The following is a 13771-nucleotide window of genomic DNA, read 5'->3' on the forward strand; positions in this document are numbered from 1 at the left end:
CAATAATTTATTGGGGGTTACTTAATACTTAGCTGTTGGGCAAGGCTGCGGTGTAGGACCACAGCGCCTGCGGGCGTAATAGATGCCCATTGCCAACACGGCGAGTATAACCGACGCGGTCAAAGAATTCCAAGACCTGGATCGCCCGCTTGCGGCCCAGGCCACTGGCGTCGCGGAAGGTGGCCGCGCCCACGGCGCCATTGCCGGCCGGTAAGCCTGCTTCCTCTTCTGCCTTTTGCGTCAGTTCCCGCACCAGTTGCGCCAGCTCGGCCAGCGCCGCCTGGTGATAAAACAGGTCGTGCACCACCTGGCTGATCTGCCCTGCCTTGGCAAGTTTGCGCAACAGCCGGCGCGTTTCGTCCTCGGCCAGGCCGAAGTCGCGCGCCAGGTCGCGCGTCCAGGGCGGATCGGAGCGCCCCTGTTCCAACGCTGCCAGCAAGGGCTCGGCCATCGATTGCTCCTGCGGCGTCAATTCCACGCTGTGCGTCGGCAAGTGCAGGCTGGCGCCGCGCGCCAGCACGCTGCCCTGCGCCAGCAAGCCTTCGACCAGGTGGCTCCACAAGGCGTCTTCCATCTCCGCGTCGACGATGCGTTTCAGACGCCACAGTTCCGGCCCCGCCTCGTCGGGGGCGCGCGCGTGGAAGATAGCCAGGGCGGTCAGCACTCTCTCTTCCAGCTCCAGCAACGCCGGCGGCGCCAGCAGCAGGGCGTCGTTTGCGCGCAGGGCGATGCGCCGCGTATCGGGCGGCAGCGCCAGGGCTTCTGGCGGCAGCAGGGACAGGCGCACCAGCAGCGACTCGCGTAGGCCCAGCGGGCTTTGCGCCAGCAGGGCCGCATAGTCGCCCTGCGCGACAAACGCGGCCAGGGCATCGAGCCAGGCCAGCCTGGCCGGGCTGCGCCGCTTGCGCGCAGGGCCGAACGGATCGAGCACCATGCCGCCACCCACCGTCTGCGTGGCTTGCGCATTGCGCACGACGAAGCGGTCGCCCGGCACGCCGTGCATGGGGGCGTCGAACACCAGCTGTACTCTCCCCGTCTGCCCTGGCGAAAGCGTCTCGCCATCGAGCATGACGGCGCGCGCCAGCTGGTGCGCCGCGCCCAGGTGCACGTGCAGCGGCGACCAGGCTTTCAGCTGCACGCCGGCGTCGGGCAGCAGGGTCAGTTCCACGTCGAGGCGCTCGGAACACTGCGCCAGCGCCGGCGCGACGATCCAGTTGCCCCGTTCGATGCGCTCGCGGTCGATGCCGGCCAGGTTCAGCGCCAGGCGCTGGCCCGCCATGCCCGTTTCGGCCGCGCGGTTCTGCGCATGGATGCTGCGCACCCGCGCCTGCGCACCACCGGGCGCCAGCTGCAGCATGTCGCCCACCTGCACGCGTCCCGCCAGCGCCGTGCCGGTGACGATGGTTCCCTGCCCCGACAAGGTGAACACGCGGTCCACGCCGAGGCGGAACAAGCGCCGCTCGTCGCGTTGCGGCAGGCTGCGCGCCACCTGCGTCAGGTGCGTCAGCAAGGCGGCCACGCCGGCATCGTTGTCGCGGTTGGCGGCGGTGGGGAAAATCGGGCTGCCCGCCAGCGGCGTGCCGGTCAGCAGCGCCTCGATCTCCGCTTCCACCTGCGCCACGCGGGCGCTGTCGGCGCGGTCGATCTTGGTCAGCGCGACGGCGCCGCGCGTCACGCCCAGCAGTTGCAAAATGGCCAGGTGCTCGTGCGTCTGCGGCATGATGCTGTCGTCGGCCGCCACCACCAGCAGGGCGAAGTCGATGCCCGTCACGCCGGAAGCCATGGTGCGGATGAATTTTTCGTGGCCCGGCACGTCGATCACGCCCAGCACGGTGCCGTCCGCCAGCGGCAGGTAGGCATAGCCGAGTTCAATCGAGATGCCGCGCGCCTGCTCTTCCTTCAGCCGGTCCGTGTGCACGCCCGTCAGCGCGCGCGTGAGCGTCGTCTTGCCATGGTCGATATGGCCTGCGGTGCCGACGATCATGCGGACAACTCGGCGAGCTGCGCGGTGAAGGCCGCCTCGTGCGCCGTTTCCAGGCAGCGCAAATCGAGCCACAGGGTATCTTGCCCGATGCGCCCGATCACGGGGCACGGCAAGGCGCGCAGGCGCTGTTCCAGCGTTCCCAAGGGATTGCTCAGGCGCGAGCCTGGGGCGCTGCGCAGCGCCAGGCCAAAGCTGGGCAACTGATCGACAGGCAAGGCGCCGCTGCCGATCTGGCTTTTCATGGCTTCAGCCGTCACCACATACTGCATGCCCAGCGCGCCTTGCAGCAGCGGCAGCAGGGTTTCCGCCTGCGCGCGCATGGCGGCGGCGGGACGCGTCAAGAGGCGCAAGGTGGTCAGGCGTTCGGCCAGCAAGTCCGGCGCGCGGTACAGCTGCAGCACGGGGGCCAAGGCGGCCAGGGTCAGTTTGCCGACCCGCAGCGCGCGTTTCAAGGGATTGCGCTTGATCTTCGCGATCAGGTCGGCGCGCCCGACGATGACGCCGCACTGCGGCCCGCCCAGCAATTTATCGCCGCTGAAGGTCACCAGGTCGGCGCCCGCTGCTATCGTCTCGCGCACCGTCGTTTCATGCGGCAAGCCATACTGCGCCAGGTCGACGAGGGTGCCGCTGCCCAGGTCCACGGCCGTCGGCACGCCGTGTTTTGCCGCCAGCGGTACCAGTTCGTCGAGCTCCACGCTTTTCGTGAAACCGGTGATCGCGTAATTGCTGCAATGGACCTTCATCAAGAGGGCAGTATCTTCATTCACGCCGTTCGCGTAGTCGGCCAGGTGCGTGCGGTTGGTGCTGCCCACTTCGCGCAGCACGGCGCCGGCGCGCGTCATGACGTCGGGGATGCGGAAGGCGCCGCCGATTTCCACCAGCTCGCCGCGCGAGACGATGACTTCCCTGTTCTGCGCCAGGGTGTTCAACATCAGCAGCACGGCGGCCGCATTGTTGTTGACGATGGTGGCCGCTTCGGCCCCCGTCAGTTCGCGCAGCAATTCCTCGACCAGGTCGTCGCGGTCGCCCCGCTTCCCCGTTTCCAGGTCGAATTCCAGGTTCATCGGCCATTGCAACGCTTCCACCACGGCTTGCACGGCGGCGTCGGGCAGCAGCGCGCGGCCCAGGTTCGTGTGCAGCACGGTGCCCGTCAGGTTGAAGACGGCGCGCAGCTGCGAGCGCGATTGCGATTGCAGCCGTTCGGCCATTTGCGCGACGATGGCGATGGTCGATGCGCCCTCTTCGCAGACTGCGCCCGCCAGCATGGCGGTACGCAGTTCGGCCAGCACGGCGCGCGCGCAGGCCAGGGTCTGCACGCGGCCGTAGTGCGCAATCAGGGTTAGGCAAGCCGCGTCGCCCAGGATGCGGTCTACCGATGGCAGGCGCACGGTTTGCCCAGTCGTCATGCTTGCTGGCCCTCGCTGCTTTCGTTCTTCCCCAGCCACAGCAGCGGATTGCCGCTGGCGCGCTGGTAGCCTGCTTCCCCCACCAGCAGGTCGAGCATCAGGCTGGCCAGGTCGTCGGCCAGGGGCTCGACGTTGTAATCGTGTTCCTGGTTGAAGACCTTGCGGTAGGTATGACAGTCGTCGCAGGTTTCCGCGCGCGCCACTTTTTTCGGATCATTCGCCTTGTTGGGCAATTTGTCGTCCTTCGCCGCCACGGGGTCGAACGGCGCCGCATCAGCCGCGTCCAGTCCCTGATAGGCGATCTTGCCATTCTGTTCGCAGGTCGAGCACTTCACGCGCACCATATGCCATTCGCTTTCGCAAATGCCGCAGTGCAGGTAGCGGTAGCCCTGCGACTGGCCGCCGATGCGGATCACGCTGGCAACGGGGTGCGAACCGCAAACGGGACACAGGGTGCCCGTTTCCAGGTCCGGCACGCGCGCGGCCCGCAGTTCGCTGGCCGACACCGACCACAGAATTTGCAGCGCGGCCGCGACGAACGGCGCATGCATGGGATTGAGGTTGTCGCCGTTTTCATCGAGCACGGCATCGGCGCAGGCGTCCAGCGCAGAGGCATCGAGCGCGCGCAGCTGGGCCAGCACCTGCGTCAGGCCGCCGGACAATGCCGGCTGGCTTTTCGCCGTGGCGGCCAGTTCATCGAGCAGGCTGGCGAAAATGTCGCGCCAGACGGGCGGACGGGCGCCGTTGACGGGGAGCACGGGCATGCGGTGCTGCATCGCGCGGCGCAGCGCGTCGGGGTCGGCGGCAGGCACGGCGCCGGGCGCCAGTTTTCCCACCACGGCCGCCTGCGCGTCGGCCAGCGCGGCCATCAGCACCAAATAGCCCTGCATGCCCGCGTCGACGGGAATGCCCTTGATTTTTCCTTGCGCCAGTTCGCGCAAGCGCAAGGCGCGCGCCTTGAACAGGCTGTCAGGCTGCGGCAGCAGCAGGCGCGGAATCGCGTTGTGGTCCAGGCCTTCGATTTCGCCTGGCTGAAGAATGCGTTGTACCAATGGAGTTCCCATCAAAAAAGGGGATGTAAAAGTATTTTAATCGATACAGTCATCGCAAGCCGCAAAGGAAAACCGGGGTCAGACCCGACGGGTCTGACCCCAGCTCTTGCACTTGGGCTACTTAAGCAAAAAACCGTCAGTCCTTGCTGTTGCGAATCACCGCTTCAAACCACTTCGGGTGGTGCTTGCGCGCCCAGCCGTAGGTGACGGTGCCGCGCACCATGGCGCCGATCGAGCCCTTCACCCACAGAGCCGCATAGATGTGCACGATGATGGCGCAGATGATGCCGAACGCGCACACGGCATGCAGCAAGGCGGCCGCGCGGATGACGGGAATCGGAAAATAGAACGCGAAATACGCGCGCCAGATCACGATGCCCGACAGCAGCAAGCCCACCATGCAAGCGAGCAGCACGAAGAACAGGATCTTCTGGCCGGCATTGTATTTGCCGATCTTCGGCAGCTTGTCTTCGCGGTTGTTGAGCACGTCGTCCATCTGTTTCAGCCACTGCTTGTCGCCGTCTTCGAACTTGTTGTGGTGCCAGAAGCGCACCACCAGGATCGCGAACGAGACGAACATCACCAGACCGGCAAACGGATGCAGGATGCGCGTCCATTGCCCGCCGCCGAACAGATTCGCCAGCCACGCCATCGACGGATGGAACATGGCCAGGCCGGACAGGGCCAGCATGACGAAGGTGATGGCGGTGACCCAGTGATTCGTGCGCTCGTTCGGGTTGTAACGCTGAATCAGCGGGTTGCCCTCCTTGTCGTGCAGCTTGCCATCATGCTGTTCAAAGTGGCTCATGCTGTTCCTCCCGGATGCGCTTGGCCTCTTCCAGCGCTTCGTGCTCTTCATCCTTGCTCACTTCGTTCGGACCGACACGCGTGTAATGGAAGAAGCCTGCCAGGGCCGTGGCAGCCATGCCGGCCACCGCCAGCGGCTTGGACCAGCCCTTCCAGAAGCCCACCATCGGGCTGATGCGCGGGCGTTCCGGCAAGTTCGAATACAGCTTCGGCTTGTCGGCATGGTGCAGCACGTACATCACGTGCGTGCCGCCCACGCCCAGCGGATCGTACAGGCCAGCGTTTTCGAAACCGCGCGACTTCAGGTCGACGATGCGCTCTTCCGCATGCACCTTCATGTCTTCCTTGGTGCCGAAGACGATGGCGCCCGTCGGACAGGTTTTCACGCAGGCCGGTTCCTGGCCCACGGCGACGCGGTCGGAACAGAGCGTGCACTTGTAGGCGCGGTCGTCCTTTTTCGAAATACGGGGCACGTCGAAAGGACAGCCAGCCACGCAGTAGCCGCAGCCGATGCAGTTTTCCTGGTGGAAATCGACGATGCCGTTCGTGTACTGCACGATAGCGCCCGGCGCCGGACAGGCCTTCAGGCAGCCCGGGTCCTCGCAGTGCATGCAGCCATCCTTGCGGATCAGCCACTCGAGGTTGCCGTCGTTGTTTTCGTGTTCGGCAAAACGCATCACCGTCCACGATTGCGGCGTCAAGTCCGTCGGATTGTCATAGGTGCCATGGTTTTCGCCGACTTCATCGCGCAAGTCGTTCCATTCCATGCACGCCGTCTGGCAAGCCTTGCAGCCGATGCATTTCGACACATCGATCAGCTTGGCCACGGTGCCCGTCACCGGGCTGCGCGCTTGCGGCGGCGTCACCGTGGTAGCCGACAGGCGCCGGATATCTAAGGATTGCAGTGCCATTATTGAGCTCCCATCATGCTTTTTCCACCTTCACGAGGAAGGACTTGAATTCCGGCGTTTGCGAATTCGCATCCCCCACGCCCGGTGTCAGGGTATTGATCAGATACCCCGGCTTGGCCACGCCCGTAAAGCCCCAGTGGAGCGGCAGGCCCACGGTATGCACCTGCTTGCCCTCGATCATCAACGCCTTGATGCGCTTGGTGACGACAGCCTTGGCGATGATGTGGCCCCGCTTGGAACTGACGCGCACTTCACCACCAGCAACGACGCCGATGCTCTTGGCCAGCTCTTCGCCGATTTCGACGAATTGCTGCGGCTGGATGATGGCGTTCAGGCGCGCATGCTTGGTCCAGTAATGGAAATGCTCGGTCAGGCGGTAGCTGGTCGCCACATGCGGATATTCCTCATGCGTGCCGAACATTTTCCGGTCATCGGCGAACACGCGCGCGGCCGGATTACTGGTCGCCTGCGGGTTTTTCGGATGCATGGGGTTGTAGCCCAGCGGATTTTCGAACGGCTCGTAATGCTCGGGGAACGGCCCTTCGGCCATGGCGCCACGCGCAAAGAAGCGCGCCACACCCTCGCCCAGCATGATGAACGGACCCATGCCGTTTTCCGGCGGTTCGTCGACCTTGAAGTCGGGAATGTCGGCCCCGCTCCAGTTCGTGCCATTCCATTCGATCAGCTTGCGAGTCGGATCGAAGGCCTTGCCCTTCAAGTCGCACGAGGCGCGGTTGTACAGCACGCGGCGGTTCGCCGGCCACGCCCAGGCCCAGCCCAAAGTCTGGCCGATGCCGGTCGGGTCGCTATTGTCGCGCCGTCCCATCTGGTTGCCCGCCTGCGTCCAGCTGCCGGCGAAGATCCAGCAACCGCTGGTGGTCGTGCCATCGTCGCGCAATTGCGCAAACGAAGCCAGTTGCTCGCCCTTCTTCACCAGCAGCTTGGTCGGATCTTTTGGATCGTACAAGTCGGCCAGCGCACGGCCGTTGAATTCGCGAGCGATTTCTTCCGGCTGCGGGTTATGCGGCTGCGCATAATTCCACGTCAGGTTGACGATAGGATCGGGGAACTTGCCGCCCTCTTTCTTGTACATGCTACGCATGCGCAGGAACAGGCCCGACATGATCTCCAGGTCGCTGCGCGCCTGGCCCGGCGGTTCGGCCGCCTGCCAGTGCCACTGCAAGACGCGCGAAGAACTGACCAACGAACCGCGCTCTTCGGCGAAGCAGCTCGTCGGCAAGCGGAACACCTCCGTCATGATCTTGGCGGGATCGACTTCGTGGTACTGCCCGTGCGGCTTCCAGAATTCGCCCGTTTCCACAGCAAGCGGGTCCATGATGACGAGGAACTTCAGCTTCGACAGCGCTTCCGTGACCTTCTGCTTGTTCGGCGCGGACGCCAGCACATTGAAGCCCTGGCAGATATAACCCGTCATCTTGCCTTGGTGCATGTTCTCGATGGCTTGCATCAAGTCATACGGCTTGTCGAGTTTCGGCAGGTAGTCGAAGGCGTAGTTGTTCTCGGCCGTGGCGAAATCACCCCACCACGTCTTCATGAAGCTGACGTGGAATTTGCGGTAATTGCTCCAGTAGCTGAGCTGGTTCGGCCGCAGCGGCTTGGTGGCGCGCGCGGCGATATACGCATCGAAATCCTGCTCGCCCTCGTTGGGCAAGGTCATGTAACCCGGCAACAGGTTCGACATCAGGCCCAGATCGGTCAAGCCCTGGATGTTCGAGTGGCCGCGCAAGGCGTTCATGCCGCCGCCGGCGATGCCCATATTGCCCAGCAACAGCTGCACCATGGCGCCCGTGCGGATGGTTTGCGCGCCCGTCGAGTGGTGCGTCCAGCCCAGCGCGTACAGGATGGTGCCGGCGCGTCCCGGCACGGCGGTCGAAGCCAGGGCTTCCGCCACCTTGTGGAACTTGTCGGCCGACACGCCGCACGTACGTTCGACCATCTCGGTCGTGTAGCGCGCGTAGTGCTTCTTCATCATCTGGTAGACGCAGCGCGGGTGTTCCAGGGTCGGGTCGACCTTGGCGTAACCATCGTCGCCGATCTCGTAATCCCAGGTGGCCTTGTTGGTGTACTTGCCTTTTTCTTTGTCGAAACCCGAGAACAGGCCGTCCTCGAACGCATAGTCTTCGCGCACGATGAAGGGCATGTCCGTGTAGTTGCGCACGTACTCATGCTGGATCTTGTCGTTCGTCAGCAGATAATTGATGATCGCGCCGAGGAAGACGATGTCCGTGCCGGTACGCGTGGCGCAGTAGTAATCTGCCACGGATGCGGTACGGGTAAAACGCGGATCGACAACGATCAGCTTGGCCTTGTTATGTGCCTTCGCTTCCGTTACCCATTTGAATCCGCAAGGATGTGCTTCTGCTGCATTGCCGCCCATGACCAGAATCACGTCGGCATTCTTGATATCGACCCAATGATTCGTCATCGCGCCACGGCCAAACGTCGGGGCAAGACCTGCCACCGTCGGTCCGTGTCATACACGCGCCTGATTATCAAAGGTCAGCATCCCCATGCTGCGCACTGTCTTGTGGGTCAAGTAACCGACCTCGTTGCTGCCGGCGGACGCGGCCAGCATGCCGGTGGAGAGCCAGCGGTTGACGGTCTTGCCGTCGGCATTCTTTTCGATCAGGTTGGCATCGCGGTCATCCTTCATCAGGCGCGCGATCTTGTCGAGCGCCACATCCCAGGAGATCGCTTGCCATTCCGTGCCGCCCGGCGCGCGGTATTCGGGTACCTTCAGGCGGTTCGGGCTGTGGATGAAGTCCACCAGGCTGGCGCCTTTCGGGCACAGGGTGCCGCGGTTCACCGGGTGATCGGCATCGCCTTCCACGTGGATGATGCTGGAGACGGCATTTTTCGCGCCGTCACCCAGTCCATACAACAGGACGCCGCATCCTACCGAACAGTAAGGACAGGTATTGCGTGTCTCGGTCGTGCGAGACAGCTTGTATTGCCGCACTTCCGCCATCGCCTGGCCCGGTGCGAAACCGAGCAGGGCGAGGCTGGAGCCAGCAATGGTCGCGCCAGTTACCCGAAGGAACTGGCGCCTGGACATCTGAACCATATTCAGGCCTCTATGATGTGAGTAAATAAAAGTCATACGGCGTCGTGGTAGTGTCATATCACCAAGATATAAGCACCATGCCTGTGCCGTATGACAGTATTTTACCCCTCAAACCCAGTCAAGGCTCAGTCCGCCGGAAAAACTTTCCTTTAGTCAACATTAATTTGGCGGTACCGAACATTCCTTCTAAATAATGCCAGCCTGTCCGCCGCGCTTGCACATCGCTACCCACCCATGAAAAAACCCGCTCGCGAGCGGGTTTTGAGGGAGTGACAAAAATTACAGGCTGTAGCGCAAGGTCAGCGCCACATTGCGCGGCGCGCCCGGCAAGCTCAGGTTCGGGCTGGAACCGTGGCCCGAGACGATGTAGCGCGTGTCGCCGATATTGTTGACGTTCAGCTGCACTTCATAGCGGCCCGTGCGGTACGCGGCCATGGCGTCGGCCGTCACGTAGCCTGGCAGCACGACCGTGTTGCCCGGATTGGCGAAGCGGCTGCCGACGGCGTTCGCGCCGCCGCCCACCGTGAAGCCGTGGCCCAGGTCTTTCGTCAGCCACAGGTTGGCCGTGTTGCGCGCCGTCAGGGTGGCGCGCTTGCCCTTGATGGCGACGGAACTGGCCGTCGTCGTGCCCGGCGCATTCACGCTCTTGTCGACGGCGATGGAGTCGGTGATGGTGGCGTCCAGGTAAGCATAGCCTGCCATCATTTTCCAGCCATCGTGCAAGTCCGCATTGAAGGTCAGCTCCAGGCCATCCGTGCGCTGGGTGCCGACGGGCACGATGCGGTTCGTGATCGGGTCGCTGGTCTTGATATTGTCACGCTCCAGGCGGAACAGCGATACGGTGGCGTTGGCGCGGCCGCCCCACAAGTCATACTTGGCGCCCACTTCCGTGTTACGCGTGGTTTCCGGCGCCAGGTCGGCATTGTTGGCGGCCAGGGCAAAGTTTTCACCGCTAGGCTGGAACGAGCGGCTCCACGATGCGTAGTACGACTGCGTCGCACTGGGTTGCCAGACGAGGCCGGCACGGGGGCTGTAGGCAGAATCCGTGCGCGACAGGTCGGCCGTCGTCAGGCCGGCCGCATTGGCCAGGCGCGACTGCTGCTTGTAGCGGTCGTAGCGCAAGCCGGCCAGCGCCTTCCACTCGTCGCTGATGGTGATGGCGTCCTGCACGTAGGCGGCGGCCGTGTCGTAGGTGCCGAAAGTATCGCTGCGCGCGCCCAGCTTGCTGCGGTTGACCTGCGGCAGCACGGGATTGAAGATCGATACATTCGTCGCCACCACGGTCGAAGCCCAGCTCGACGCATCCTTGTTTTGCTTGCCGAACTCGGCGCCGTACAGCACTTCGTGGCGCAAAGTGCCCGTGACCAGTTTTTGCGTCAGTTCCGTCTGGTTGAACCAGCCGCTTTCGTCGCGGTTCAGCTTGGCGTGGCCCAGGCTCATCGTGCCCTTGACTTCATTGACGTTGCCGGAAATATTCGTGTTGTTGCGATCCAGGTGATAGTCGTAATAGCGGAAGGCATTGCGCAGCGACAAGGTATCGCTGAACTTGTGCGTCAGGGTGGCGGCCGTAGACACCACGCGCGACTGGCTAAAGTCGGCATCGCGGGCGTTGGCGGCGCCATAATAAGTGCCCGCGTCGACGGCGACGGGACGACCCTGGTAGGACGGGATGCCGAAGTCCGTCAGGCGGCGGTCTTCCAGGTAATCGCCCTGCAGCAGCAATTTGGTGGCGCTGGAGAGGCGGATCGCCACGCTAGGGGCCAGCGCCGTGCGGTTGATAAATTGCTGGTCGCGGTAGCTGTCCGACAATTCGCGCGCGCCCGTGACGCGCCAATCCACCGTCTCGCCGACACGGCCCACGTCAACTTCGCCGCGGCGCCCTGCCGTGTTGCTCAGGCTCAGGGCCACGTCCGTGATATCCACGCCCGGTTTTTTGGTGATGCGGTTCACCAGGCCGCCCGAGGAGCCGCGGCCGTACAGCACGGCGGCCGGCCCCTTGATCACTTCCAGGCGCTCCACGTTCGACAGGTCGCGGAAATACAGGGCGTCATCGCGGAAGCCGTCGACAAACTGGTCGCCGATGGCCGTGAAGCCGCGGATGAATACCTGGTCGCGCTGGCCGTCGCCCGTGGACAGGCCCACGCCGGGGATATTCTTCATGATGTCCTGGATCGACATGGCGTTCTGGTCGCGGATGACGGCGGCCGGCACCACGTTGATCGTCTGCGGCACGTCGCGCAAGGCCATTTCCGTTTTGGTACCGCTGGCGGAGGTGGCGGCGACATAGCCATCCTTGTCCTTCGATGCCGTCACGGTGACGGCAGGCAAGCTTTCCTGCGCCCACGCCGCCAGTGGCGTAGCGCCCAAGGTCAAGGCGCCCAGTACGGCGATGGTGATCGGTTTACATCCTGGCTTGCGCTGTTGCTGCATACATTTCCCTGGTCAATGTTTTAATACGAATGATTATCATTAGTATTTTATCAGCCAGCGAGGGGAAAAGTAAGGTGAAATGTAAGTGATAGTACTTATGGACTAGGGACTTGATGTAAAAACACAACAGGAAATCAATATCAAAAAATAATTAAAATTGCTTTGAAAAACTATTTCCCTGCGTCAATGCTATACTTGCGGCTTGCTGGGCAGCGGTCAGCCTGACCGATATGCCCCTTGCTTCACCTCCATCGCCACGCTCAGCGTGGCGCGCCGCACAGCCATCACGCGGCACCCGATGACCCCGATCCCCTGCGCCTTGCGGCGCCTGTCCGCCCCTGCTGGCGGCGGCGATCATGACTATTAAACTGTTAGGAATTACATGAAAAACCTGAACATCGGCAGCCGACTTGGCGTCGGCTTTGCTGTCGTACTGCTGTTGCTTGCCGCCTTGACCATCACAGCCCTCGTGCGCATGCAAACGGCCAGCGACCTGACTTACCGCCTCATCAATACCAGCATCAAGAACCAGCGCATGGTGGCCGAATGGTCGAAGATCATTGAACTGAACAGTGTGCGCGGCGTCGCCTCGTTTGAAATCACCGATCCCGTCGTGCGCGCCAAGATCGAGGAAGACTTGAAAGTCGATGCGGAGCGTTCCAGCAAGCTGCAGGACGACATCGTCGCTGCGCTGCTCAACCCGGCCGTGATCGAGCAGTTCAAGGTGGTTCGCAAGGTGCGCACCGACTACGTGACGACGCGCGCGCGCGCCTTCAAGATGAAGGCCGACGGCGACGTGGCAGGCGCCAAAGTAGTGTTCGACAAGGAAGTCGCGCCGATCACCACGGCCTACCTGGCCGAAGTGAAACGCTTTGCCAACATGCAGATCAAGGCCGCCGACGGCGTCGGCGCCAGCATCATCGAAGCCTACAGCGGCACCCGCATCTTCCTGATCACCATGGGCGTGCTGGCCGTGCTGATGGGCATCGGTTTCGCGTGGTGGATCACGCGTTCGATCACCGGCCCCATCCGCGCCGCCGTGAAAGTGGCGGAAACCGTGGCAGCAGGCGACCTGAGCAGCACCATCACGGCGCAAGGCCGCGATGAAACGGGCCAGCTGATGCATGCCCTGAAAACCATGAACGACAGCCTCGTCGGCATCGTCGGCCAGGTGCGCAGCGGCACCGACACCATCGCCACGGCCTCCGCGGAAATTGCCGCCGGCAACCAGGACCTGTCGTCGCGCACGGAACAGCAAGCCAGTTCGCTGGAAGAAACAGCCTCGTCGATGGAAGAACTGACCTCGACCGTGAAGCAGAACGCGGACAACGCGCGTCAGGCCAATAAACTGGCCGGCGACGCGGCCGGCATCGCCAGCCGCGGCGGCGCCGTGGTCGCCGAAGTAGTGGCCACCATGGGCGAGATCAATACCTCGTCGAAGAAAATCGTCGACATCATTTCCGTCATCGATGGCATCGCCTTCCAGACCAACATCCTGGCCCTGAACGCGGCAGTGGAAGCGGCGCGCGCCGGCGAACAGGGTCGCGGCTTTGCCGTCGTGGCCACGGAAGTGCGCAACCTGGCGCAGCGCTCGGCAGCAGCGGCAAAAGAGATCAAGGGCTTGATCGACGACTCCGTGCAAAAAGTCGACGTGGGCACGGACCTGGTCGACAAGGCCGGCAAGACGATGGAAGAAATCGTGCAAAGCATCGGCTTCGTCACCTCCATCATGAGCGAGATCAGCAACGCCAGCGAAGAGCAAAGCGCGGGCATCGAGCAAGTCAACCAGGCCATTTCCGAAATGGACCAGGTGACCCAGCAAAATGCGGCCCTGGTGGAAGAAGCCTCGGCAGCGGCCGAAGCGATGCAGGAACAGGCGAGCGAACTGGCGCAGGTAGTCAGCGTCTTCCGCCTCGATGCCAACGCGGCGGCCACCGACCGTTTCAGCGTGAAAGCGGCGCAACGCAGCGCCCCGGCAGCACCGGCCACGCCAGCCCGCAAGGCTTCGGCCCCTGCCCTGCGCCTGCCCGTGACGCGCGCCAGCAGCAAGGCCACGGCGCCCGCAGAAGGCGAGTGGGAAGAGTTTTAAAGTGTGA

8 protein-coding genes are annotated in these 13771 nt (G+C 63.3%); 1 reads left to right on the plus strand and 7 read right to left on the minus strand.

Annotated features, from left to right (window positions below):
- Positions 1–28: 28 nt before the first annotated feature.
- From selB to ACQ4WY_RS05105, 7 genes are all read right to left on the minus strand, one after another.
- Positions 29–1984: a selenocysteine-specific translation elongation factor gene (selB, locus tag ACQ4WY_RS05075; RefSeq protein ID WP_436503095.1), complete on the minus strand. Its 1956-nt coding sequence runs from the start codon at positions 1982–1984 to the stop codon at positions 29–31.
- Positions 1981–3390: an L-seryl-tRNA(Sec) selenium transferase gene (selA, locus tag ACQ4WY_RS05080; protein ID WP_436503096.1), complete on the minus strand. Its 1410-nt coding sequence runs from the start codon at positions 3388–3390 to the stop codon at positions 1981–1983. Before selA ends, selB begins: the two co-directional genes overlap by 4 nt.
- A complete protein-coding gene (fdhE, locus tag ACQ4WY_RS05085) occupies positions 3387–4454 on the minus strand; it encodes a formate dehydrogenase accessory protein FdhE (protein WP_436503097.1) in 1068 nt (355 codons plus the stop codon). The genes selA and fdhE overlap by 4 nt, the downstream gene beginning before the upstream one ends.
- A 124-nt stretch (positions 4455–4578) precedes the next feature.
- On the minus strand, positions 4579–5250 hold the full coding sequence (locus tag ACQ4WY_RS05090) for a formate dehydrogenase subunit gamma (RefSeq protein WP_436503098.1): 672 nt from the start codon (positions 5248–5250) through the stop codon (positions 4579–4581).
- Positions 5237–6160: a formate dehydrogenase subunit beta gene (gene fdxH / locus ACQ4WY_RS05095; RefSeq protein WP_436503099.1), complete on the minus strand. Its 924-nt coding sequence runs from the start codon at positions 6158–6160 to the stop codon at positions 5237–5239. Before fdxH ends, ACQ4WY_RS05090 begins: the two co-directional genes overlap by 14 nt.
- A gap of 13 nt (positions 6161–6173) precedes the next feature.
- The gene (fdnG, locus tag ACQ4WY_RS05100; RefSeq protein ID WP_436503100.1) at positions 6174–9245 is read right to left on the minus strand and encodes a formate dehydrogenase-N subunit alpha; all 3072 of its coding nucleotides are present in this window, start codon (positions 9243–9245) and stop codon (positions 6174–6176) included.
- A gap of 279 nt (positions 9246–9524) precedes the next feature.
- Complete coding sequence (locus ACQ4WY_RS05105) at positions 9525–11675, minus strand: TonB-dependent receptor (RefSeq protein WP_436503101.1); 2151 nt, start codon at positions 11673–11675, stop codon at positions 9525–9527.
- Positions 11676–12057: 382 nt separating this feature from the next.
- Here ACQ4WY_RS05105 and ACQ4WY_RS05110 point away from each other — a divergent pair, with 382 nt between their 5' ends.
- A complete protein-coding gene (locus tag ACQ4WY_RS05110; RefSeq protein ID WP_436503102.1) occupies positions 12058–13764 on the plus strand; it encodes a methyl-accepting chemotaxis protein in 1707 nt (568 codons plus the stop codon).
- Positions 13765–13771: the final 7 nt, after the last annotated feature.

The sequence above is a fragment of the Janthinobacterium salmonicoloratum genome (assembly GCF_051380845.1).
Taxonomy (GTDB): domain Bacteria; phylum Pseudomonadota; class Gammaproteobacteria; order Burkholderiales; family Burkholderiaceae_D; genus Janthinobacterium; species Janthinobacterium lividum_F.